Genomic DNA, 23,300 nt, shown 5'->3' on the forward strand with positions numbered 1-23,300 from the left:
AATGTGTTTATTAAGGTTGGCAATTGAATACTGACATAAAAGGAGTGAATTTATTTTCGTTAAACGTTGAGAAACCAGCATTTTTAAAAGCTGTTTCCCAATGCTTTCTTGAAAAGAAATGTGTAAAACCAACAGAAAAAGCCAAAAAGTTTGGAAAGTCTCGTAAGTGTTCTACCATAATGAGTTTTCCGTTAGGTTTACAGATTCTGTGGCATTCTTTTAAAAATTGAACTTTTTCATTAAAAGATCGAATTTCATGAGCTGCTGAAAGAAGAAAAATAATGTCTACAGAATTTGTTTGAAGCGGAATGTAATCAGTTTTTATTTGTGAAGTGTTAGGGTAGGTTAAACTTACTTTTCTTGCTCTAACAATTGCAGGTTCTGTATGTTGTTCAGCATTATAAAAATCAAATACCTGAAGTTTTGATTTTGGAAATTTATTCTTCAAAATATAGCTTGTTTCATCAAAACCTGCATTAATGTTTACTGCTAGCTTTTTTTCAGAATCTTCAAGTTGTAATGATTTTAGCCAATCAAAATTATAGTAACCTGAAAAATCGTAGACATAAGCCGAAACTATCAATGGCATCAATAATCCATATAAGAATAGACCTATAATTATCCATAATAGTGCTTGCGACCACTGAAAATATAATTGACTTAAAATTATTATTGTAATTGCTGTAATTCCTATAACATAAAAGTGTCTGTTAAAGCTTAAAATGTTTAGGACGCCTTGAAATTTTTTTCGTTTTGTTTCCATAATTCTTTCTTTCCTTTTTTCCAATAATACGGGATGTGTTCAATAATAAATGCGTTTGCTAGATGATGGTTTTTTAATTTAAGGGCATTGATAAACTCAAATTTATACTCAATTACTTTTAACGGTTTTGGTTTCCAGTTTTGTCTTACACCTTCAATAATCAATACTTCTTTTTCCACTTTATTATAAGTAAATGTAAAGGGTAAAGGACCAGCAAATCGTCGTGCTTCTTTCCAGCTTAAAAACGGTGAGTTTTTAGGTAAACCTGTAGCTTTATCATCTTTTTTGTAAGTGATTTTAAAATTTGATTTTTTAGAGGTTATTTCAACATTGTTTTTGGTTTTTATTTTTGTAATATCAGTAGTTGTATAGTTATAATGGGTAAAAATGTTGCCCATGAAGGCCATTTTCTGTTTATCAGTTTCTGACTTTATGATGTATAATCCGCGTAAACGTTTGCCTTTGTTAGTGGTGTAGCGCACAAAAATGCGATAGCCAATTAAGAAAAAATCATTACCTAATAATTTTGGAAATCCTTTAGGACGTAAATTTTTGGTTTGTACCATGGCTACAGCTATGAATGCCCATTTATCTTGAAATGTGTCTAGTTGTAAACAATCAGGTATTAAGGGTTCCAACTGTTTTTTTGGCACGGCAAATGTTAATACAACCGAGCTTTCAAAAAAAGCTTCAACTCCAAACGGATGATTTTTAAGATTAGATAAGTTCATGATGCGTTTTGTTAATATGAAAGTGATTGCAGTAAATAACGACGATTAATACAAGGGCGAACAATGCGTTTAGCTTTCCCCAGAATAATAGTTCAGGAGCGATTATGAATTCTAAAATATTCATGCTTGCTATAATTACAATTTGGGTAATAGTATTAAATTTTGTGGCTTTATTGGATAGAATCCAAAACGCCATAGCAATTTCTAAAATTCCTATTATTATGGTTAAAGGTCTTGAGTAGTCTTCACTCAAAATTTTTGAAACAATTTGTTCGTGTCTAGGTACTGCATTTAAAACCTTACAAAACAGTCCGTTTATAAACCAGATACTTGCTATAATTATATTGTTTATTTTTTGATTCATCTTCGTGTATTTTGAACTTTCAAAAAATATTGAAAGATCATTGCAAATTTTTTTTATTTAAAAAGTTTAAGTAATGATTTTGTTAACCAATTTTGCTTTTGGTTTACAGCCTTATTAATCATAAGGTCTATTGTATCGGTTAATTCGTGTAGTGCTTTAGTTTGTTTTATTAGTTCTTTAGTGTTTTTTGTGCCATCATCTTCTATGGATGAAACGTCTTTAAGTATTTTTATAACTGGCTTTATCTCACGTCTGCTTCGTTCTTTAGCTACAATCCTTGCTAATTCTTGTACATCTTTTTCTGTTGTAAAGTATTCTCTACGTTCACCAGGGATAATTTCTTTAGTAACAATCCCCCAATCCATTAACTGCCTTAGATTCATGCTTGTATTACCTCTGGATATTTTTAGTTCGTCCATGATGTCTTCCATAGATAAAGGTTTTGTGGCTATAAAAAGAAGGGCTTGTATTTGTGCCATAGCTTTATTTATGCCCCAAAGAGAACCTAAACTTCCCCATGTGCTAATAAATTTGTCTTTGGCTTCTTTGTATTTCATAAGACAAATATATAAAACATTTTAAATTTTCAAAAAATATTGAAAGTTTATTTTGTTTTCAGTTTGTTATTCTGAGATCAGTGAAAAATTCCTTGTCAAGAAAGGATGAGATGCTGAATCAAGTTCAGCATGACAAGCTCTACTTCTCAATTAACCCTGCGCGTTTTAATAAAGCTTCGGGTTGGGGTTCTTTACCGCGAAAACGTTTGTACAACGTCATGGGATCTTGAGTGCCACCTTGAGAGAGTACATTTTCTTTAAATTTCTCTGCTACGGTTTTACTAAAAATACCTTCTTCTTTAAAATATTCAAAAGCATCGGCATCTAACACTTCTGCCCATTTATAGCTATAATATCCAGAAGAATACCCGCCTTGAAAAATATGAGAAAACGAGGTGCTCATACAGTTTTCTGGCGTATCTGGATAGAGTTTGGTGTTTTCAAAAGCCTTAAGTTCATGGGCTTTTACATTTTTTATAAGTGAAGGATCCTGCCCATGCCAACTCATGTCTAACAAACCAAAGCTTAATTGACGTAACGTTTGCATACCTTCGTGAAAAGTTGATGACGCTTTAATTTTTTCTATTAAATCCATAGGAATCACTTCACCAGTTTCGTAATGTGTGGCAAACAACTCTAAAGCCTCTTTTTCGTAACACCAATTTTCTAACACTTGGCTTGGTAGTTCAACAAAATCCCAAAAAACACTTGTTCCCGAAAGGCTAGGGTAGGTTGTATTTGCTAACATGCCATGTAAGGCGTGACCAAATTCGTGAAATAAGGTTGTAACCTCATTAAAGGTTAATAACGATGGTTTTGTTTTTGTTGGTTTGGTGAAATTGCATACAATAGAAATATGTGGTCTACTGTTTTCATTGTTTTTAACATATTGTGGCTTGTAAACAGTCATCCAAGCACCATTGCGTTTTCCTTCTCGCGGAAAAAAATCGGCATAGAAAATAGAAATATAATTTCCGTCGTTATCGGTGACTTTATAGGTTAATACATCTGGATGGTATTTATCAATGGTGTCAATTTCTTCAAAATTTAACCCGTAAAGTTTATGGGCAATCGTGAAAACGCCGTTAATAACGTTTTCAAGTTTAAAGTAGGGTTTTAGCTTTTCATCATCGAGATCGAAAAGTTTTTGTTTTAGTTTTTCTGAATAATAAGCGCCATCCCATTTTTGTAGCTGTTCGATATTATCCAAGTTTTTAGCAAACTCGCTTAGTTTTTTAAACTCTTTAGTTGCAGCAGGCTTGGCTTTTTCTAAGAGGTCGTTTAAAAAGGTGTTTACGGTTTCTGGATTTTTAGCCATACGTTCTTCGAGAACAAAATGCGCGTGGGTTTTATACCCTAATAAATTAGCGCGTTTATGACGCAGATTGGCGATTTTTAAAACAATATCTTGGTTGTCAAGATTATCATTATGAAATCCTTTTGACCCAAATGCAAGCGCTAGTTTTTTTCGTAATTCACGATTATCTGCATAGGTCATAAATGGAATATAACTAGGATATTGTAATGTAATAATCCAGCCTTCTTTTCCTTTTTGTTCGGCAGTTTGTTTGGCATCTTCTTTAGCGCTTTCAGGAAGTCCAGATAAATCGGCTTCGTTGGTAATATGAAGTTCGTATTTGTTAGTTTCTGCTAGAACATTTTCACCAAATGTAAGTTTTAGTTTACTTAGCTCTTTATCTATTTCGCGGAGTTGCAGTTTTTTGTCTTCTGGTAAGTTAGCGCCATTTCTAGAAAAGCTTTTATATTTTTTATCTAAAAGTGTTTGTTGTTCTTTATTAAGGTTTAAAGAGTCTTTTTGATTATAAACTTCTTTAACACGTTTAAATAATGCTTCATTTAAAGTAATGTCGTTACTAAACTCAGAAAGCAAAGGCGATACTTCTTGTGCTATTTTTTGAATGTCTTCGTTGGTTTCGGCAGAATTCAGGTTGAAGAAAATACTAGACACTCTATCCAACTGTTCACCAGAGAAATCTAAAGCTTCAATTGTATTGCTAAAAGTAGGTGGTTCTGGATTATGAGTAATGTTGTTTATTTCGGCCTTAGCATGTTCTATTGCTTTTTTAAAAGCGGGAAGGAAATGGGCGTTTTTTATTTTTGAAAAAGGCGCTGTATTGTATTGTGTATCAAAAGGTTGTTTTAAAATAATCATAGTTCTTTAGCTGATGTGAATTAAAAAAAGTAATTGCTTTCCTACTAATGAGTTGTAAATCTGAATATTAACAAAAAATTTGGTTTTTTTTTAAATATTAGGTGTTATATTTGCACCGATTTTTCATAAGTGATTTAAAAGGACCCCCCTTTTAAATAAATTGGTTAATAGCGTTAAAAGCCTCGACAATTGTCGAGGCTTTTATTTTTATACTATAAACTTTTTGCAGACTCGTGAACTTTTGTTTTTAAGGTTTCTTTGTACTCTATAATTTTTTCTAGGATATTCTTATTAGAACTCCCCAAAATTTGTGCAGCTAAAATGCCTGCGTTTTTTGCGCCATCTAAGGCCACGGTAGCAACAGGAACGCCGCCAGGCATTTGTAAAATGGATAAAACAGAATCCCAGCCATCAATAGAGTTTCTACTTTTTACAGGAACACCAATTACCGGAAGTGGCGATAAAGAGGCAACCATACCAGGTAAATGAGCAGCGCCACCAGCACCAGCAATTATGACAGAAATATCTCTCTTATGAGCATTGGAACCATAATCAAATAATTTATCTGGAGTGCGATGTGCCGATACAATATCAACGTCTACTTCTATATCAAATTCTTTTAAAATATCGATAGCGTCTTGCATGATAGGCAAATCGCTTTTACTTCCCATTATTACACCTACTTTACTCATAATTATTTGCTTATTACTTTAATTGTGTTTTTTACTTGTTCTGCTATTTGTCTTGCTGTATTAATGTCTTTATCTACTATAGTAACGTGCCCCATTTTTCTAAATGGTCTGGTTTGTTTTTTGCCGTAAATATGTGGTGTTACACCATCCATTTTCATAATGCTTTCAATGTTTTCGTATACAACATCGCCAGTATAATTTTCTGCACCAACTAAATTTACCATAATGCCACCAACTTTACTATCTGTTTTTCCCAAAGGAAGGTTTAAAATGGCACGCAAATGTTGTTCGAATTGCGACGTATAACTAGCTTCTATCGTTTGATGCCCCGAATTGTGTGGCCTTGGAGCAACTTCGTTTACTAAAATATGGTCGTCTTGTGTTTGAAACATTTCTACGGCTAATAAGCCAACATGATTAAATGCTTTGGATGTTTGAAGCGCAACCTCTTGCGCTTTTTTAGCCACAGTTTCATCTATTCTAGCCGGGCAAATAACATATTCTACTTGATTGGCTTCTGGGTGAAACTCCATTTCTACAACAGGGAATGTTTTAACCTCACCATCTGCATTCCTCGCCACAATAACAGCTAATTCGTTTTTAAAAGGAATCATTTTTTCGGTAATGCACTCTACATTGGGTAACCCTTCCAAATCGTTAAGTTGTCTTATTACCTTAACTCCATTACCATCATAACCAAATTGTGCACTTTTCCATACAAAAGGTAATTCTAAACCGCCATTATTTAAGGCTTCTCTTATTTCGGAAGTATAAGCAAATCTTGAAAATTCGGCAGTAGGAATATTGTTGTCAATATAAAATAACTTTTGTTTGGCCTTGTTTTGAATAGTGCGTAATGTTTTAGAGGAAGGGTAAACAGTAACGCCTTCTTTCTCTAAAGTCTCTAAAGCATCAACATTAACATTCTCAATTTCTATAGTTAATGTATTTACTTTTCGTCCAAAGGCGACAACAGTATCATAATCCATTAAATTGCCTTGATAAAATTCGTTACAAGCAATTTTGGATGGTGCTTCGTTACTAGGATCTAAAACACATGTGTAAATATCAAATTTCCTTGTGTTGTAAAGAATCATTTTACCAAGTTGTCCGCCACCCAGGATACCAAGTTTAAAGTTAGATGAGAAAAAATTCATTCTACAAAATATTTTTAGCAAAAATACAAATCAATATGCTGTGAAAAAAGCTAAAATACAAACAATGTAAAGGCAAATTCGCAAAACGTTAATCAAATGATTATCTTTGCTTTTCTAAAAATAAAAAACAAGAGGTGAAGCTTCACGATTTAGAATTTAAACCGTTTATAAGAGCCAAAGAAATTGAGCAAACTGTTAACCGAATGGTAACAGAAATTGCTAATGATTTGAAAGATGAAATCCCAGTATTTGTAGGTATTTTAAACGGCTCGTTTATGTTTGTTAGTGATTTTGTAAAGGCTTATCCCAAGCCTTGCGAGGTTACTTTTATAAAATTAGCCTCTTATGAAGGTGTGAAATCTACAGACGATATTCAAAGACTAATAGGGTTAACACAAGATCTTACAGGGCGAACAGTAGTTATTCTAGAAGATATTATCGATTCTGGAAAAACTCTAGCCGAAGTACATCGCATTTTCAAAAATGAGAATGTGAAAGAACTTAAAATAGCAACACTATTTTACAAACCCGAAGCCTATAAAAAAGACTTTAAATTACACTATGTAGGTATAGAAATTCCAACAAAATTTATTGTAGGCTATGGTTTAGACTACAGTGGTTTAGGGAGAGACTTGCCTGAAGTATATCAACTTAAAACAACACAACACATGACAAATTTAGTCCTATTTGGACCTCCAGGTGCTGGAAAAGGAACACAAGCAGAGTTTTTAAAAGAAAAATACAATTTAGTACATATTTCTACAGGAGATGTGTTTCGATACAATATAAAAAATGAAACCGCTTTAGGTATGTTAGCAAAGTCTTACATGGACAAAGGCGAATTGGTTCCAGACCAAGTAACCATAGATATGCTAAACGCTGAAGTTGAAAAAAATGCCGATGCTAACGGCTTTATTTTTGATGGTTTTCCAAGAACTAATGCGCAAGCAAAAGCTTTAGATAAGTTAATGGATGAAAAAGACTCTCAAATTAATGCTATGATTGCCCTTGAGGTTGATGATGAGGTACTCGTTCAACGTTTATTAGAACGTGGGAAAACAAGTGGTCGTGCCGATGATGCCGATGAAAACATTATTAGAAACCGCATTACAGAATATTACAAAAAAACAGCTATTCTTAAAGACTTTTACTCTGCACAAGACAAGTTTTATGGTGTAGATGGCGTAGGAAGTATAGAGGAAATTACAGAGCGATTAAGCAAGGTTATAGATAACCTTTAAGAGTCTAATCTAAAAAATAGTCCTGTATTTACGGGAAATAACTATGACAGAAGGAAATTTTGTAGACTACGTAAAACTATATGTGTCATCGGGTAAAGGTGGAAAAGGATCTGCACATTTACACCGTGAAAAGTATATAGCTAAAGGCGGGCCAGATGGTGGTGATGGTGGTCGTGGAGGTAACGTAATAATACGCGGTAACAAAAACCTTTGGACACTTTTTGAATATAAATTTAAACGCCATTTTAGAGCAGAACACGGTGGCGATGGCGGTAAACAGCGTAGTACAGGAGCCGATGGCGCAGACGTTTACATGAATGTGCCTTTAGGAACGGTTGTTAGAGATAAATCAACCAATGAGATCCTTTTTGAAATTACCGAGGATGGTGAGGAGAAAATTATAGCACAAGGCGGAAAAGGTGGGCGTGGTAATTGGCATTTTAAAAGTGCTACCAATCAAACGCCACGTTATGCGCAACCAGGAATACCAGGTGAGGAGAAAGAAATTATTTTAGAACTAAAAGTTTTAGCCGATGTAGGTTTAGTAGGGTTTCCTAATGCAGGGAAATCTACTTTACTATCGGTAGTTACTGCAGCAAAACCCAAAATTGCAGATTACGAATTTACAACACTTAAACCCAATTTAGGCATTGTAAAACATAGAGAATTTCAAACGTTTGTTATGGCAGACATTCCTGGGATTATTGAAGGCGCAGCCGAAGGAAAAGGTCTAGGACATTACTTCTTGCGTCATATCGAGCGTAACTCCACCTTACTGTTTTTAATTCCTGCAGATGCCGATGATATTAAAAAACAATACGATATTTTGTTGGATGAGCTAAAACGCTATAATCCAGAAATGCTAGATAAAGAACGGTTTATTGCCATATCGAAAAGCGATATGCTAGATGATGAGCTAAAAGCCGAATTAAAAACCGAGCTCGATAAAACACTTCCTGTAAATTATATGTTTATTTCTGCTGTAGCACAACAAGGTATTACCGAGTTAAAAGATAAATTATGGGACATGCTTAATAGCTAAAATTTCACTTAGATGAAAGACTTTGTTAAAAGCGTTGTAGAAATTAACGATAATAAATTAAGCCGATGGTTTGCATTTATTATTCAAGGCTTAATTTTATTATCAGTCATTGCTTTTACGGTTGAAACCTTACCAGACCTAAAACCGCAAACCAGAGATATACTTAAATCTATAGAGATTGTCACGGTTATTGTTTTTACCGTAGAATATTTATTGCGAATTTATGTAGCAGATAATAAATTAAAATTCATTTTTAGTTTTTATGGAATAATCGATTTGGTGTCAATTCTACCATTTTACCTAGCGATAGGTTTCGATTTAAGATCGCTTCGTGCCCTTCGTTTTTTACGAATTTTTAGGGTGCTAAAAATGGTTCGCTATAATAAAGCTATGGCACATTTTATTTTTGCTATAAAATCGGTAAAAGAAGAAATTATATTATTTGTCATGGTAACCATGATATTAATTTACTTTTCAGGAGTAGGGATATATTATTTTGAAAATCAAGCGCAACCAGAAAATTTTTCATCAATTTTTGATAGTCTATGGTGGGCAATTATTACCTTAACAACCGTAGGTTATGGCGATGTTTATCCTGTAACAATAGGGGGGAGAGTTTTTACATTTTTAATTTTAATGATAGGGTTAGGAATTGTAGCTATTCCAACAGGAATTATTTCATCAGCGTTAACCAAAACTATGGATGAAAAAAATGAGTAACTTTAAACATAAAAAATTATGAGACATATACCTTTTATTCTGCTTTTGTTAGTTGTGTCGTGTGCACCAGTTAAAGTAAGTTACGATTATGACGAAACCGTAAACTTTTCAGCATATAAAACCTATAATTATTATTCCGATATAAAAACAGGGTTAAGTGAGTTAGATAGTAAGCGCATCTTTAATATTTTAGACAAAGCCTTAGAAAAGAAAAACCTTACCTTATCGGAAAATCCAGATTTCTATATCGATCTTCAAACCTCACAGCATAAAGAAGCCAATAGGAGCAGAGTTGGTATAGGTATTGGCGGCGGTGGAAGACATGTTGGCGGGCGTGTTTCGGTTGGTGTTCCTGTAGGAAAGGATAATATTAAAAGAGCCATTCAGTTTGATTTTGTCGATGAAAATGGCAAAGGACTTTTTTGGCAAGCTATTAGCGAAAGTTCTTATAACCCCAACGATACTCCAGAAAAACGCTTAACGCAACTACAAACCATTGTAGATAAAGTATTAGAAGGCTATCCACCTAAAAAATAATACTTATTCGTTAAGTTGATGTTAATGGTTTTTGGTTACATTTTAGGTTGTGTATCTTGAGGTACTTTAAAAAACAACCATTATGAAAAATCATTTTCTTGCTTTAATTTTCTTATTTTCTGTATTCACGGCGTCGTCTCAATATAAAGTAGAACCTCCAAAAGGATTTAGTCAAAATATTGGGAATATGGTAAGTATGTTAGATAATTTAAAAGATAGAGTAGAACGGTTGGTAAAAGACTTAAATGAAGAGCAAACCGATTTTCTTATCGATGAAAATGCCAATAGAATAGGCGCTATTATTTATCATCTAGCAGCTACCGAAGCGTATTATCAAATATACACGTTTGAAGGAAGACAGTTTAACGAAGAAGAAAAAGTAATGTGGGAGACCGCATTAAGTTTAGGTGAAAAAGCACGTCAAGATATACAAGGTAAACCTATAAAATATTACTTAAATATTTATGACGATGTTAGAAAGAAAACCAAAAAGTTATTAAAACAAAAAGATGATACTTGGTTTTCTGAAAAGAATGGCGTTATGACAAATCATTGGGCTTGGTTTCACGTTATGGAGCATCAAGCAAACCATATGGGGCAATTAGCCTTTTTAACAAAACGATTACCAAATTAAAATAGATATATTATGACACATAAAGTAGCTTTAATAACAGGCGGAACAAAAGGTATTGGTTTTGGCATTGCAAAAGCATTATTAGACCAAAATATTAATGTAGCCATAACAAGTAGAAGTAGCGCCAAAGCGCATGAAGCAGCAGGTAAATTAAATGCAGCCTCTAAAACCGATGCTAAAGTTTTTGGCTTAAAAGCCGACGTACGAAGTCTAGAAAGCCAGCAAGAAGCCGTTAACGATGTTTTAAAAGAATTTGGGCAATTAGATATTGTTGTTGCTAATGCTGGTTTAGGACATTTTGCTAATATTGAAGATTTAACACCCGAACAATGGCAAGAAACTATCGATACCAATTTAACTGGGGTTTTCAATTCTATAAAGGCAAGTGTTGATGCTCTTAAAAAAAGTAAAGGGTATTACATTACCATTTCTAGTTTGGCAGGAACCAATTTCTTTGCCAATGGCTCTGCGTATAATGCGAGTAAGTTTGGAGTAACAGGGTTTACGCAATCTGTTATGTTAGATTTAAGACAGCATGGTATAAAAGTGAGTACGATTATGCCAGGGTCGGTTTCTACAAATTTTAATGGTAACGAACCAAGCGATAAAGATGCCTGGAAAATTCAAAGTGAAGATATTGGTGAACTGGTTGTCGATTTAATAAAAATGAATCCACGCACCTTACCAAGTAAGATTGAAGTAAGGCCAAGTATGCCACCAAGTAAATAAACAAAAAGCGGTTTCAAATTGAAACCGCTTTTTTTGTTAGTTTTTAACTGAAATCCTTACACCTTCGCTATGGCTGCTAAACTCTGGCGCGTACATACTTTGTAAGGTAGTGATGCCATTACTCATATTACCAGCGTTGTTAACACGTAAATCGTATTCAAAAACGTAAACGCCTTTTGGTAGATAATCGAAAAAGAAATTGGTGCTCGCATCCTTGGTACTTTCGTAGTATCCCAAACCATCTTGCCATTTGTATTGCGAGAGTACATTTACAGGCTCCAATCCAGAAGCACGCATATCTTTCATGTGAATAAACTCCATATCACGATCGCTTCGTAATTCAATACGTACACGAACTAAATCGCCAACTTCAAGTAGCGTTTCAGGTGTGATTTCGGTAATTACCTCGCCTGTATTGGTGTTGGTTTTCTTAAATAGTTTTTTCTTCAAAGACAATGGTGTTTTGGCAGAGGTGATGTTATCCAAATCCTCAAAATATTGCCAGTATAAACCTCCCCAAGCAATACCACCGCCTTCCTGCCTGCCGGCTGGCAAGGTTTTGGTTAGGGTTACATTGGCCATTTCTGGTGTAATTTCTGAAGCATCCCAAGCGGTTTTAAAATAACCTGTTCCAGCTTCCACTTTTACATTGTCCAATTTTGAAGGATCGATTTGTTTTCCGCCAACTTGAACATCAACAGCTTCGGTTACAGATAACCAATCGCTACCTTGAAGTAACAGCGCATAAACAGCATCGATTGTGGCTTTGGTGGTTTCCCATTTGTTGGTTTGCTTGTTTTTAAGCAACCAGATTTTTAGGTTGTCAATAGTTTCAAGATTTTTTGTGTCACTCTGAAAAACCGTACCAACTTCAGAAAATACTTCAATCATTAAGGCCTGGGTTTCAATAGGCGCTTGATACCAATGCCAAGAGGCTGTATTGTCTTTCCAATACATGCCTAACTCATCGTTAGTGATGCTGTTTTCGTTGAGTGATTTTAAAATGCTTTCGGCTGTTTTGTTATCGTTCATTCTATGCGTTATCAACGCCATTAATCCTTTGGAGTAAAGAGAACGTTTTAACCAATATTTCTGGATTTGCGATAAGTAATAAGCAGAGATTTCTTGCACTTCATTGGATTGCTTCACTTCAGGGAAAAAGCTTCGCATATACAAGTAATGCAGTTGTGTATAACTCAAATGATCTTTACTTAAATCAACATTTTTATTATGTTTTTTAAGGTTGTTGTATTCTTCAATAAATTTTGAATCGAGATACGATATAGCTTTATTGATTAAAGACGTCTCGACTGCGCTCGACGTGACATTAAGGTGTTTTAAATGTCCAAATCCTGTTATGATGTGCTGGGTGATAAAACGGTTTGGTCGTCCGCCATTAAACCATGGCCAAGCGCCATTATCCATTTGATTTTGTTTGAGCTTACGTAAAGCGTTTTGTAGCTCGTTGTTCATTTTGTTGAGGTCAAACAACAAGGCAATGCGCTTTTTTTGTTCGGTTTCACTTTGGGCATCGCGTAACCAAGGCGTTTCTTGAATAAGAATGTTTTTTAGGTCTTCATTCTTTTCCAGATTACTAATAAGTGCCTCTTGAGAAGCCCATTGGTTAAACACCTCCTGAATTCTCGGATTGCTGTTTGCAATATTACTAGCCAAGGCGTTGGCGTAATAGCGACTAAAGGTTTGCTCGTTGCAATCATACGGATACTCCATTAAGTATGGTAATGCTTGAATTGCATACCAAGCCGGATTGGAGGTCATCTCCAAAGTTAATTTATGATGCTTTAAAGTAGATGAGGTGTTGTTTTGTAACTTATCTAGTGTAAAGGTTCGGGTTTCGTTGCTTTTTATCCACATCGGTAACGTTTCAGTAACTAACATTCGGTTTGATAATACTGGTAAGGCATTTTGCTCGCCATCGCTAAAATCACCTGCTTTGGCGATAATTTTATATTGAACGGCATTGATGTTTTCTGGGATTGACAAGCTCCAAGCGATTTGGGTGTTGCCATTTTGTTTTACAGAGAAATTCCGATGCTTGTTTGGTATCATATTATCAAAAGGTAGCGATGTTAATAATGTACTTGTTACTTCTTTTCCAGTTACAGCATCAAGTAATTGCAATTGCGCTTGTCCGGATAGGTCTTTATTGGATAGATTGGCAATTTTGATGCTAATAACAATCTTGTCACCGTGACGTAAAAATCGTGGCGCGTTTGGTATGACCATAAGTTCTTTTTGTGTTACGGTTTCCAAACGGGTTACGGTGCTTTCCAGCGTTTTGGTATGCCCTAAAAGTTGTAACTTCCATTGGGTTAAAGCTTCTGGTGTTGTAAAACTAAAACTTACATTGCCGTCTTTATCGGTTTGTAACTGCGGATAGAAAAAAGCCGTTTCTTGGAGGTTTTTACGGATTTTAACTGAAGATAAATCAGCTTTTTTAGTTGTTATGATAAGTACACCATTAGCTCCTTGAGAGCCATAAAGTGTTGCACCAGTTGCACCTTTTAGAACGTCTGTTTTTAGGATGTCATTTGAGGATAAATTTTGAAATTCTTCTTCAGAGGCTATTCTACCATCGATAACAATTAGTGCTTTATTTTTGCCTGATATAGATCTATTTCCTCTAAAAGTTATTTTAGTGTTTTTTGCAACACCAAATGATGTAGTAACAACTTCGTCCATTTCAGCATCTTCAGCAACCATTTCGTTTATCGCAATACCAGAAACCTTACCACGTAACATCTGGTATCGGTTTCCTAAGTGTAATCCAAACCAATTTAATTCATCATATTCTTGTAGTGGATAATTAGCATAAAAACGGTTTTGGTTATATACTCTAAAGCCATTAATGGCAAAACTTAAACGGGCGTTTTTACGTAAATACGAATTGTAAATAGGTTGTTGTAATGGGGTGAAATTCCAACTATGTGGTTTAAATTGATCCAGCGACATATCGTACATGCTTGCCAATAATTCAGCTGAAACTTGCTCACCTTTAGGGCCTTTTATCTTAAAGCTCCAAGTCTCATCTTGGCCGGGTTGTAATTTGTCTCTAAAGGTTGTGGTTTCAATCTCTAAATCGGTTTTAGGGTAAGGAACAGCAATCATTTTAACCCCAGAACCAAAACTATTAGCAAAAGCATAGCTGTAATGTACAGCAAAACCACCTAAATCATTTTTAGTAACAGGAACAGAAATGGTTTTTTTCTGGTTGTTGATTGTAATGATTTCAGTTTTTACAAGACGTTTATCTTTTTCAACAGCCAGTGTTACAATCATATTTTTAGCGGAAGACCCTAAAGTTATTTGTACTCTGTCGTTGGGGCGATAGCTTGATGTATCGGTTGTAATACTGAATAATTGATTATCGGCTAAGGTTTTGTCTTTAGCGCTATAAAGTGTTGTTCTAGTTTGGTCTTTTACGGGCTGTCCAAATTTGTCCTTCGTTTCCAATGTGATAAGATATTCGCCAGATGCCCATTTTTTAATGTTGCCTAACAAAAGCTCTTTAGAGCTTTCAGTATTGAAAGGTTTTTCAAACACCAACTCACCTTTTTTCCAGTTTTTTGAATCACTTTCATTGGTGTAAGCTTCGTTTGGGAATTTTTCCAAAAACTCATTTTTGGCAATTTCTTGATAATCTGGAGCGTCCCAAGGTCGTGGTCTAAGTACACGTTTTGGGGCGTTTAGTTTGTATATTTTTATGGTTCCAGTGGCTGGGACAAACTCGCCATTTAGGTTTTTTGTGTCAATGGTGAGCTTGTGGTTTTTATTGGTTTTATCTAAAACACTTTCAATAATTATTTGAGCTGTCAAAGCGTGATAGCCAACATTAATAACGGTTGTGCTACTTCTAGTCTCACCGTTAATATCGGTAACATCTGCTGTGACTTCATATTGAAATGTAGGTAGGTTTTCTTTGTTCACACTTTGGTCTGGAAGTGCCAGGAAGGTAATGTCAAATTCTCCTTTGTCATTGGTTGTGGTTTCGCCATGAGTAATTTCTTGAGGCTCACTATTAAACCAAGGTCTCGACCAATAATACCATCTTGGAAATTGCACCTTTCTGTGTACACGATAGACCACTTTGGCGTTGGAAATATTACTTCCCGCATAAGCTTTTGCAGTTCCGTTTACTGTGACAGAATCGTTGACTTTAAACGTCTCGCTTACAGGATTGAAATTGGTCTCGAATTTTGGGCGTTTGTATTCTTCAACAGAGATGTTAGTATAAGTATATTCGCCACAAAACATATCCAAACTATAACTTCCAGTTAGGCCGTTATTTGGTAAAATGAATTCTCCTGAAACCGAACCATAATCGTTGGTTTTTAAAAGTAGTTCGTTAACTACTTCACCATTAACATTTTTGAGTCTGATTTTGGCGGCTTGTCCTGCGTTAATTTTGGTCGTTCCGTTTTTTATAATAGTGTTTATTCCTTTGAAATACACCGTTTGCCCAGGTCTGTATATGCTTCTATCGGTAAATAAAAAACCTCTATATTGTGTTTCGTTTTCTTGGTTTTGGTTACGGTAGTTATACAAATAATACTCTCCAAAATCAGCTGTATCATTGTTGAAGCTTACATTAATATTAACGTTTCTTAACCGCTCATTGTCTTGTTTACTTCTACTAAAAAAACCTTGAGGATCTGTAGTGTAAGTTTCGTTGAAGGTAGTTTTATTATAGTTTTTTTGATACGTTAATACTATTTTAGCACCACTAATAGGTTGTCCATTATTACGGTTAATAATTTGAAAACGATATTGAGAATCATCGGTTAATTCTATAATAGCAAGATTGGTTACTTGAATAGTTTTTGCGGCAAAAGTTTGTTCGGTGTTATTTACGTTGGCTGTAATAATGTAATGTCCATTATCGAGTTTAGGTATACTAACTTCGGTAGTGTGAAGTTGGTAATCGTTTTCGTTTTTTAATTTATTTGTAAATTGTTTATTCGTCGACAACTTGTTGATAAACTGTTGCTTTTTATCTTCTCGGTAAATTTTATTAAAAGCCTTTATTTGCGAATACGATGCGTTGTAGATTTTAAAATTTAAAGCATTTAAATTTTTATAACGTACTAAAACTTTACTAAATGTATTTATTGGAAGTTGTGTTTCTGTGGTTATTTGAAGCTGCTCGTTAAGAATTTGCTCTTTAAGGACTTCTAATTTTTTTGCTGCCCGACTTTTAGGGAAAGCAAAAATGTAATTGTTGCAAATCGCCAAGGCTTCCTTTAACTTCCATCTATTGTCTTCGTTTATTTTTGCATTATAAGTATGTCCTTGTTGCTGTAAGATTTTAGCTTTTTCAAAAGCATAAAAACCAGAAATAGCTTGTCCTTTGTATTTTTCTATACTTTGATTAAGTGTTTTTAAAAATAGCGCATCTTTATTAGGGAATGTACTATTGCCATAAACAAAGTTTAAACGTTCAATATCAACTTCGACTAGGGCTTCTAGCAACTGTTTCTTTACATGAAATATGGTAAGATTCTGATATAACTTCAAGGCATTAAGTTGAAGAGATGTAGAATCTTTTGATGTTATATTTAACGTTGAAAACTCACTAGCTGTAGCTAAAAACTCAGGGTTGTCAATTTCAAATTTGTAAGCAGGTTTGCTTATGTTGTTCTCATCGGTTTTGTAAAATGATAGCGCGTTGTGTGCTAAAATATCATAGAGTGTAGGTCTGAGTTTTTTAGAGCCTTCAGCTGTTGTAAGAATACTTTTAAAATCATCTACAGCTATGTTTTGTAAAAGCTTGTAATCGCTTAATGAGTTTTGGTAATGGCAATGAATTTCCTCAAACAACGTTTGTAAATCCCAAGTTCTAAAATCGGAAGTGTCCATTTTTTCAGAAGTTTTAGTACGGTCGTAAAACCTCCATCTGTTCTGCTGAAAATATTGCCAATATAAGGTAGCCAACATATTTTCTAAAACCGATTTTGTAGGAGTCGAGTTACTAGATATTTCAGTTTTAAAGTCATTAATAATGTTGAGTTGTGCTTCTTCTTCAAGGATTAAAGCATATTTACTTTTAAACAATAAAGTTTTTATTTGCTGTGGTTTATTATCCTCTTTTTTGGCTTGATTTTCAATTTGCTTTACAATTTTTAAAGCCGATTTTGGTAAACCTTTGTTGTCAAAACTTTCAACTTGTTTCCAAAGCGATTGGTAATTGTCTTGAGCTTGAGAAGTGTGAGCAAAAAGTATAATCATTAAAAGTGTTGTAAGATGCTTCATAGTTCCTATTTTCTTCAAAACTACTTTCAAAATGTATTCCAAAATAGGGATAATAGTGTAAAATGTAGTTTTGAATGAGTAAAGTTAGCCAAATTTTAAGTAATCTTGACAAAGCAATTTTTTAATTTCTACAGTTTGATATGCTTCGGTTAGTTATCTTTTTTTTGTGTACTATTTCAGCTTTTGGACAATCTGAAGTAGAGAATATATCAAGTTTAATAGCCCAAAAAAAATATTACGCAGCAAAAGAACAAGCCAAAACATATATAGAGTCCCAGCCAGAAAGTTTAAAGTTACAAGAACTTTTAGGAGATGCTTACAGTCATTTAAAAGAATGGGATCATGCTATTAACATTTATAAAAACTTGGTTGAATTACAGCCACAAAACGCCAATTATCATTATAAATATGGTGGTGCGTTAGGTATGAAAGCTAAAACGGTTAGTAAATTACAGGCCTTAATGATGATTAATGATGTTGAGCTAGCTTTCTTAAAGGCAATACAACTCAACCCCAGTCATATTAACGCACATTGGGCTTTGGTACATTACTATTTGTATGTTCCAGGAATTGTAGGAGGAAGCAACAAGAAAGCCTTGAATTACGCTAAAAAATTGCAAGCTTTATCCGTTGTTGATGGTTTTCTAGCTTTAGGACAAGTGTCTGAATACAAAAAAGACTTTAAAACTGCTGAAACTAATTACAAACACGCCATTACTATTGGTGGTAGCAAAACCTGTTACATGCATTTGGTAGACTTATATATAACTTTTGAAAAATACCAAATGGCTGTCAATACTCTACAAGAAGCCTACAAAAAGTTAGGAGACGATAGCCTTTTGGAGCGCATTTCTGAAATAGAAACGAAAATAGATTAAGACTTTCTATGCTTCATGCTTCCAAGAAAAACCTATATCTTTGAGGTTTCAATCGCAAGTTTTATGAATGTACATTTTATCGCTATTGGTGGTGCAGCTATGCATAATTTAGCCATAGCATTGCACAATAAAGGATATCAAGTAACTGGTAGTGACGACACGATTTTCGATCCGTCAAAATCACGATTAGAAGCCAAAGAGTTGCTACCAAAAGCGTTTGGATGGTTTCCTGAGAAAATTAACAAAACCCTTGATGCCATTGTATTAGGAATGCATGCCAAGGCAGATAACCCCGAGCTGTTAAAAGCCCAAGAATTAGGATTAAAAATCTATAGTTATCCCGAGTTTTTATACGAACAATCTAAAGATAAAACACGTGTAGTTATTGGCGGAAGTCATGGTAAAACTACCATAACATCTATGATTTTACATGTGATGAACTATCATGATCGCGATGTCGATTTTATGGTTGGCGCACAGCTAGAAGGGTTTGATGTGATGGTGAAACTCACCGAAGACAACGATTTTATTGTTTTGGAAGGCGATGAATATTTAAGTTCTCCCATAGACAGACGTCCCAAATTTCATTTGTACAAACCCAATATCGCTTTATTGAGTGGTATTGCTTGGGATCATATTAATGTATTTCCAACTTATGAAAACTATGTGGAGCAATTCAAAATTTTTGTTGATAGCATTGTACAAGGCGGTAGTATTAACTTTAATGAAGAAGATGATGAGGTGAAACGCGTTGTAGAAGCTAGCGAAAACCCGATACGAAAAATAGGGTATCACACTCCAGAATATACTATTGAAAATGGCGAAACACTTTTAGACACGCCAGAAGGGCCAATGCCTATTGAAATTTTTGGCGCTCATAATTTAAATAATTTGGCTGGCGCTAAATGGATTTGCCAACATATGGGTATTGATGAGGATGATTTTTACGAAGCCATTGCCACTTTTAAAGGTGCAAGCAAACGCTTGGAAAAAATAGCCGATAGCGAAACTAGTGTAGCTTACAAAGATTTTGCGCATTCACCAAGTAAAGTAAAAGCAACTACCAAAGCTTTAAAAGAGCAATACCCTAACCGAACTTTGGTAGCCTGTTTAGAATTACATACTTATAGTAGTTTAAATGCCGGGTTTTTAAAAGAATATAAAGGCGCTTTAGATGCTGCCGATGTTGCCGTAGTGTTTTACTCACCACACGCTGTTGAGATTAAAAAACTTGATGCTATTACTCACGAGCAAATAGCCCAAGCTTTTGAGCGAGATGATTTAATTATTTATACCAATCCAAGCGATTTTAAAGATTACTTATTTTCCCAAGATTTTAACAACAAGGCTTTGTTGCTAATGAGTTCTGGAAATTATGGTGGTTTGGATTTTAAAGAGGTAAAAGAATTGGTTTAATGACCTTTGTCACTCTGAATTATGTTTCTCGTTCAAGATGGTTTATAAAAAAATCTTGCTCAAAAACGTTTCAATACTTTTTTGTGAATGCCTTTTAAGCGCTTTTGTAGCCAGCTCAAAATCCTCTTTATTTCGATTTTGCGAGAGTTTAAATTTACCTTCCCAATGTGTTATAGTTATTTCAAACCCAATTACGTAAGGCAAGTAAGCTTCCATTTTTGGGTTGCCGGCTTTTAAAACATAAGCATTTTCTGGTTCAAGAAATGCTGTCATGCTAATCATACTTTGCTTTACGGTTTCAACATTATCAATTTTAGAAACCGTACCTTTTAAATGCACTTTTACATAGTTCCAGGTGGGAAGCTGTTCGGTTTTGTATATGCTGGGTGAAATGTAACATTGTGGACCAGAAAAAATAATGGTAACTGCTTGGTTATCTTGTAATAATTCGGCGTGTGGATTAAATTTATCTAAATGACCAATAAGTTTATCATTACTATAAATAAGTGGTAAATGTGTAATAATAGGATTACTATTTTTTACCGAAATAACTGTAGCTAGAGGAAACGCTTGCATCACGGCTATCATGTGTGCTTTGTTGTTATCTTGATGAATTTTAGGTGGGTACGCCAATTTAGAATGTCCTGTAAGTTGATTTATAAAAATACAATATTTATATTTATAAAATGACCGATAAATCAAGTTCGTTTTCTATAAAACATTGGAATCAAGATGACCAACCAAGAGAAAAACTCCGCGATAAAGGCAAAGCTGTATTAAGCGATGCCGAGTTGATAGCTATTCTTATAAGTTCAGGAAGTCGAGAAGAAAGTGCTGTCGAGCTTTGTAAACGTATTTTAGCGAGTGTAGATAATAACTTAAATGAATTAGGGAAACTCTCCTTAAAACAATTAATGGCATTTAAAGGAATAGGTGAAGCTAAGGCTATAAGTATTGCTGCAGCTATGGAGTTAGGTAGGCGACGTAGAGGAGAGGAAGCTTTGGAACGAAAAAAAATAACTTCCAGTATTTCGGTTTTTGAATTAATGCAACCTATTATAGGCGAATTACCACACGAAGAGTTTTGGATTGTATATTTAAACAATTCTAATAAAGTTTTACAAAAGCTTCAATTAAGTAAAGGTGGTATTACGGGAACTTTGGTTGATGTACGTTTGGTAATGAAAACGGCTTTGGAATGTGGTGCTACAGCGGTGATTTTAGTTCATAATCATCCATCGGGAACGTTAAAGCCGAGTGAAGCCGATAAACAAATCACCCAAAAATTAAAGCAGGCAGGACAAAGTTTGGATATAAAAGTCTTGGATCATCTTATCGTAACCGAAAATGCTTACTTTAGCTTTGCCGATGAAGGTATTATGTAAATTATTTTATGCTATTAGTTTATACCCATAAAATTACGCCGCGATTAACCTATGCGTTTAAGCATATTTGTACACGAATTTTAGGTATTCCTGTAAATTTCACGACCAAAGTAGAAGAGTTTATTGCACACGATAGTATAAAAATGTCTTACACGAAACAGTCACTAAGTAGTGAGGTTTTTGTAAGAAGCCATGAGTTATTATTTGAGCAAGGATTATCCGATTTAGATATTCACGTTCAAAAATGGGACGATACTAAAGGCTTTTTTTCTACATCAGAAAAGAGTACTTTACCTTTTGATGTTTTTGCAGCAACGTTTTACTTATTAAGTCGTTACGAAGAGTATTTGCCGCATGTAAAAGACGATTATGGGCGTTTTACAGCCACAGAAAGTATGGCATTTAAGCACGATTTTTTACATCAGCCTGTTATTGATATTTGGGCTTACAAACTAAAAACCGTCTTGCAAAAGCAGTTTCCAGAGTTTCAATTTCCAGAAAGGAGCTATACCGTGAAACCTATAATAGATGTTCCTTCACCTTACGATTTTAAACAAAAAGGCCTGCTTAGAACTATAGGAGGAATTTTAAAAGATGTGGTAAATTTAAAGTTTAAAAAATTATACTTAAGATTTTTAGTACTGTTTGGTTTACGTCATGATCCTTTCGATACTTATAAGTACATTCTTAATAAACAAAAACAGTATAACTTTAAGTTTCAATTTTTCTTTTTAATTGGTGATTATTCAACTTTTGACAAAGGTGTTAGCGCACAAAAAAAGCAATATATTTCATTAATAAAACATGTAGCAGATTATTGCCATGTAGGCTTAAAAGCTTCGTATTTTGCTTTAGAGAATAGTACTATTCTTAAAAAAGAAAAAAAGCGAATGGAATCTATATTAAATACCTCATTATCGGCTTCTAGACAATCGTTTTCAAAACTTAATTTACCCGAAGCTTATCGTAATTTGGTTGATTTAGAAATTTTTGAGGATTATACTATGGGCTATGTTAATCATTTAGGTTTTCGTGCAGGAACATGTACGCCATTCTTTTTTTACGACTTAGATTATGAAATACAAACGCCATTAAAGGTTCATCCTTACCATTTAATGGACTATGCGTTATTAAAAACGCACTCGCAATTAGATAAGAAAAAAGCCGTTAATGAGTTGATTCATGAAATTAAAGCGGTAAATGGTGAGTTTGCTCCAGTGTTTCATAATTATACCTTTAGCGAAATAGAACGTTGGCAAGGATTTAAAGAACTTTTTAATTTAATGTTAGATTCTACATATGAAGCTTAACGGAATAACAGATATCTTTTTTGATTTAGACCATACACTTTGGGATTTTGATAAAAACTCAAAGCTAACTTTTGATAAAATATTTAAAATAAATGATATTGAAATAGATTTAGATGAGTTTGTCTCTGTATACGAACCCATAAATTTTCAATATTGGAAACTATACCGTGAAGAAAAAATTGATAAGAAAAACCTTAGATTTAATAGATTACATGACACGTTTTCTATGCTAAAATTAGAAGTACATGAAACCACAATAAATAAACTTTCAGACGATTATATTACTTATCTATCTACTTATAACCATCTTTTTAGCAATGCTGTAGATATATTGCACTATTTGTCAAATGATTATACATTGCATATAATTACCAATGGTTTTAATCAAGTACAGCGAAAAAAATTAGTCAATTCTAAAATTGATGTTTTCTTTAAATCGGTAACCGATTCTGAATCAGTTGGGGTAAAGAAACCAAACTCGAAAATTTTTAATCATGCTATAACAGCAGCAAATACATCAGCAGAGCAAAGTATTATGATAGGTGATAATTTGGAAGCCGATATTTATGGCGCATTAGATGTTGGTATTGATGCTATTTTCTATAATTTAAATAATACTCCTGTAGATAATAGTATTAAACAGATTAAGGATTTACAAGAGCTAGAAAACTACTTATAAATATTATATTTACAATTAAAAT

The 23,300-nt window shown here is 34.1% G+C and carries 20 protein-coding genes; 11 read left to right on the top strand and 9 right to left on the bottom strand.

The window, feature by feature from the left end; genetic code table 11:
* Positions 1 to 10: 10 nt before the first annotated feature.
* The 7 genes from EJA19_RS03995 to EJA19_RS04025 form a co-directional block, all read right to left on the bottom strand.
* Complete coding sequence (locus tag EJA19_RS03995) at positions 11 to 763, bottom strand: class I SAM-dependent methyltransferase (protein WP_125467040.1); 753 nt, start codon at positions 761 to 763, stop codon at positions 11 to 13.
* Positions 727 to 1,494: a DUF2071 domain-containing protein gene (locus tag EJA19_RS04000; RefSeq protein ID WP_125467041.1), complete on the bottom strand. Its 768-nt coding sequence runs from the start codon at positions 1,492 to 1,494 to the stop codon at positions 727 to 729. Before EJA19_RS04000 ends, EJA19_RS03995 begins: the two co-directional genes overlap by 37 nt.
* The gene (locus EJA19_RS04005; RefSeq protein ID WP_125467042.1) at positions 1,481 to 1,858 is read right to left on the bottom strand and encodes a DoxX-like family protein; all 378 of its coding nucleotides are present in this window, start codon (positions 1,856 to 1,858) and stop codon (positions 1,481 to 1,483) included. Before EJA19_RS04005 ends, EJA19_RS04000 begins: the two co-directional genes overlap by 14 nt.
* Before the next feature lie 53 nt (positions 1,859 to 1,911).
* Positions 1,912 to 2,415, bottom strand: a complete 504-nt coding sequence (locus EJA19_RS04010; protein WP_125467043.1) for a GbsR/MarR family transcriptional regulator — start codon at positions 2,413 to 2,415, stop codon at positions 1,912 to 1,914.
* 139 nt (positions 2,416 to 2,554) lie between these two features.
* Complete coding sequence (locus EJA19_RS04015) at positions 2,555 to 4,588, bottom strand: M3 family metallopeptidase (protein WP_125467044.1); 2,034 nt, start codon at positions 4,586 to 4,588, stop codon at positions 2,555 to 2,557.
* A gap of 212 nt (positions 4,589 to 4,800) precedes the next feature.
* Positions 4,801 to 5,280 (bottom strand): 5-(carboxyamino)imidazole ribonucleotide mutase, encoded by a 480-nt coding sequence (purE, locus tag EJA19_RS04020; RefSeq protein WP_125467045.1) that lies wholly within the window; start codon positions 5,278 to 5,280, stop codon positions 4,801 to 4,803.
* A gap of 2 nt (positions 5,281 to 5,282) precedes the next feature.
* Positions 5,283 to 6,437 carry a 5-(carboxyamino)imidazole ribonucleotide synthase gene (locus EJA19_RS04025; protein WP_125467046.1) on the bottom strand — a complete coding sequence of 385 codons (1,155 nt, stop codon included), beginning with the start codon at positions 6,435 to 6,437 and terminating at the stop codon, positions 5,283 to 5,285.
* 134 nt (positions 6,438 to 6,571) lie between these two features.
* Here EJA19_RS04025 and EJA19_RS04030 point away from each other — a divergent pair, with 134 nt between their 5' ends.
* From EJA19_RS04030 to EJA19_RS04055, 6 genes are all read left to right on the top strand, one after another.
* On the top strand, positions 6,572 to 7,678 hold the full coding sequence (locus EJA19_RS04030; protein ID WP_125467047.1) for an adenylate kinase: 1,107 nt from the start codon (positions 6,572 to 6,574) through the stop codon (positions 7,676 to 7,678).
* Between the two features lie 43 nt (positions 7,679 to 7,721).
* Positions 7,722 to 8,720: a GTPase ObgE gene (gene obgE / locus EJA19_RS04035; RefSeq protein WP_125467048.1), complete on the top strand. Its 999-nt coding sequence runs from the start codon at positions 7,722 to 7,724 to the stop codon at positions 8,718 to 8,720.
* A gap of 12 nt (positions 8,721 to 8,732) precedes the next feature.
* Positions 8,733 to 9,440: an ion transporter gene (locus tag EJA19_RS04040; protein ID WP_125467049.1), complete on the top strand. Its 708-nt coding sequence runs from the start codon at positions 8,733 to 8,735 to the stop codon at positions 9,438 to 9,440.
* 18 nt (positions 9,441 to 9,458) lie between these two features.
* Positions 9,459 to 9,977 carry a DUF4136 domain-containing protein gene (locus EJA19_RS04045; protein WP_125467050.1) on the top strand — a complete coding sequence of 173 codons (519 nt, stop codon included), beginning with the start codon at positions 9,459 to 9,461 and terminating at the stop codon, positions 9,975 to 9,977.
* An 82-nt stretch (positions 9,978 to 10,059) separates the two neighbouring features.
* Complete coding sequence (locus EJA19_RS04050; protein ID WP_125467051.1) at positions 10,060 to 10,611, top strand: DinB family protein; 552 nt, start codon at positions 10,060 to 10,062, stop codon at positions 10,609 to 10,611.
* 12 nt (positions 10,612 to 10,623) lie between these two features.
* Positions 10,624 to 11,340 (top strand): SDR family oxidoreductase, encoded by a 717-nt coding sequence (locus tag EJA19_RS04055; protein WP_125467052.1) that lies wholly within the window; start codon positions 10,624 to 10,626, stop codon positions 11,338 to 11,340.
* A gap of 36 nt (positions 11,341 to 11,376) precedes the next feature.
* Here EJA19_RS04055 and EJA19_RS04060 read toward each other — a convergent pair whose 3' ends face one another.
* Entirely contained in the window at positions 11,377 to 17,610 is a 6,234-nt protein-coding gene (locus tag EJA19_RS04060; RefSeq protein ID WP_125467053.1) for an alpha-2-macroglobulin family protein, read from the bottom strand.
* 140 nt (positions 17,611 to 17,750) lie between these two features.
* Here EJA19_RS04060 and EJA19_RS04065 point away from each other — a divergent pair, with 140 nt between their 5' ends.
* Together EJA19_RS04065 and EJA19_RS04070 are read left to right on the top strand one after the other, a co-directional pair.
* Positions 17,751 to 18,488 (top strand): tetratricopeptide repeat protein, encoded by a 738-nt coding sequence (locus tag EJA19_RS04065; RefSeq protein ID WP_125467054.1) that lies wholly within the window; start codon positions 17,751 to 17,753, stop codon positions 18,486 to 18,488.
* 63 nt (positions 18,489 to 18,551) lie between these two features.
* Positions 18,552 to 19,904, top strand: coding sequence for a UDP-N-acetylmuramate--L-alanine ligase (locus EJA19_RS04070; protein WP_125467055.1), 1,353 nt, complete (start codon positions 18,552 to 18,554; stop codon positions 19,902 to 19,904).
* A gap of 42 nt (positions 19,905 to 19,946) precedes the next feature.
* Here the strand turns inward: EJA19_RS04070 and EJA19_RS04075 are convergent, their stop codons facing one another.
* Positions 19,947 to 20,537 (bottom strand): FMN-binding negative transcriptional regulator, encoded by a 591-nt coding sequence (locus tag EJA19_RS04075; RefSeq protein ID WP_125467056.1) that lies wholly within the window; start codon positions 20,535 to 20,537, stop codon positions 19,947 to 19,949.
* A gap of 53 nt (positions 20,538 to 20,590) precedes the next feature.
* Here EJA19_RS04075 and radC point away from each other — a divergent pair, with 53 nt between their 5' ends.
* From radC to EJA19_RS04090, 3 genes are read left to right on the top strand one after another with little or no spacing between them, the layout of a single operon-like run.
* Positions 20,591 to 21,289, top strand: coding sequence for a RadC family protein (gene radC / locus EJA19_RS04080; protein WP_125467057.1), 699 nt, complete (start codon positions 20,591 to 20,593; stop codon positions 21,287 to 21,289).
* 8 nt (positions 21,290 to 21,297) lie between these two features.
* Positions 21,298 to 22,599 (top strand): polysaccharide deacetylase family protein, encoded by a 1,302-nt coding sequence (locus tag EJA19_RS04085; protein ID WP_125467058.1) that lies wholly within the window; start codon positions 21,298 to 21,300, stop codon positions 22,597 to 22,599.
* Positions 22,589 to 23,278 (top strand): YjjG family noncanonical pyrimidine nucleotidase, encoded by a 690-nt coding sequence (locus EJA19_RS04090; protein WP_125467059.1) that lies wholly within the window; start codon positions 22,589 to 22,591, stop codon positions 23,276 to 23,278. Before EJA19_RS04085 ends, EJA19_RS04090 begins: the two co-directional genes overlap by 11 nt.
* The last annotated feature ends 22 nt before the right edge of the window (positions 23,279 to 23,300 follow it).

The organism is Mangrovimonas spongiae, from assembly GCF_003944795.1.
Taxonomy (GTDB): domain Bacteria; phylum Bacteroidota; class Bacteroidia; order Flavobacteriales; family Flavobacteriaceae; genus Mangrovimonas; species Mangrovimonas spongiae.

Bases quoted from the DNA above. Each gene is read 5' to 3' on its own strand.
- EJA19_RS03995 (WP_125467040.1), bottom strand. From the start codon at position 763: ATGGAAACAAAACGAAAAAAATTTCAAGGCGTCCTAAACATTTTAAGC.
- EJA19_RS04000 (WP_125467041.1), bottom strand. From the start codon at position 1,494: ATGAACTTATCTAATCTTAAAAATCATCCGTTTGGAGTTGAAGCTTTT.
- EJA19_RS04005 (WP_125467042.1), bottom strand. From the start codon at position 1,858: ATGAATCAAAAAATAAACAATATAATTATAGCAAGTATCTGGTTTATA.
- EJA19_RS04010 (WP_125467043.1), bottom strand. From the start codon at position 2,415: ATGAAATACAAAGAAGCCAAAGACAAATTTATTAGCACATGGGGAAGT.
- EJA19_RS04015 (WP_125467044.1), bottom strand. From the start codon at position 4,588: ATGATTATTTTAAAACAACCTTTTGATACACAATACAATACAGCGCCT.
- purE (WP_125467045.1), bottom strand. From the start codon at position 5,280: ATGAGTAAAGTAGGTGTAATAATGGGAAGTAAAAGCGATTTGCCTATC.
- EJA19_RS04025 (WP_125467046.1), bottom strand. From the start codon at position 6,437: ATGAATTTTTTCTCATCTAACTTTAAACTTGGTATCCTGGGTGGCGGA.
- obgE (WP_125467048.1), top strand. From the start codon at position 7,722: ATGACAGAAGGAAATTTTGTAGACTACGTAAAACTATATGTGTCATCG.
- EJA19_RS04040 (WP_125467049.1), top strand. From the start codon at position 8,733: ATGAAAGACTTTGTTAAAAGCGTTGTAGAAATTAACGATAATAAATTA.
- EJA19_RS04045 (WP_125467050.1), top strand. From the start codon at position 9,459: ATGAGACATATACCTTTTATTCTGCTTTTGTTAGTTGTGTCGTGTGCA.
- EJA19_RS04050 (WP_125467051.1), top strand. From the start codon at position 10,060: ATGAAAAATCATTTTCTTGCTTTAATTTTCTTATTTTCTGTATTCACG.
- EJA19_RS04055 (WP_125467052.1), top strand. From the start codon at position 10,624: ATGACACATAAAGTAGCTTTAATAACAGGCGGAACAAAAGGTATTGGT.
- EJA19_RS04060 (WP_125467053.1), bottom strand. From the start codon at position 17,610: ATGAAGCATCTTACAACACTTTTAATGATTATACTTTTTGCTCACACT.
- EJA19_RS04065 (WP_125467054.1), top strand. From the start codon at position 17,751: ATGCTTCGGTTAGTTATCTTTTTTTTGTGTACTATTTCAGCTTTTGGA.
- EJA19_RS04070 (WP_125467055.1), top strand. From the start codon at position 18,552: ATGAATGTACATTTTATCGCTATTGGTGGTGCAGCTATGCATAATTTA.
- radC (WP_125467057.1), top strand. From the start codon at position 20,591: ATGACCGATAAATCAAGTTCGTTTTCTATAAAACATTGGAATCAAGAT.
- EJA19_RS04085 (WP_125467058.1), top strand. From the start codon at position 21,298: ATGCTATTAGTTTATACCCATAAAATTACGCCGCGATTAACCTATGCG.
- EJA19_RS04090 (WP_125467059.1), top strand. From the start codon at position 22,589: ATGAAGCTTAACGGAATAACAGATATCTTTTTTGATTTAGACCATACA.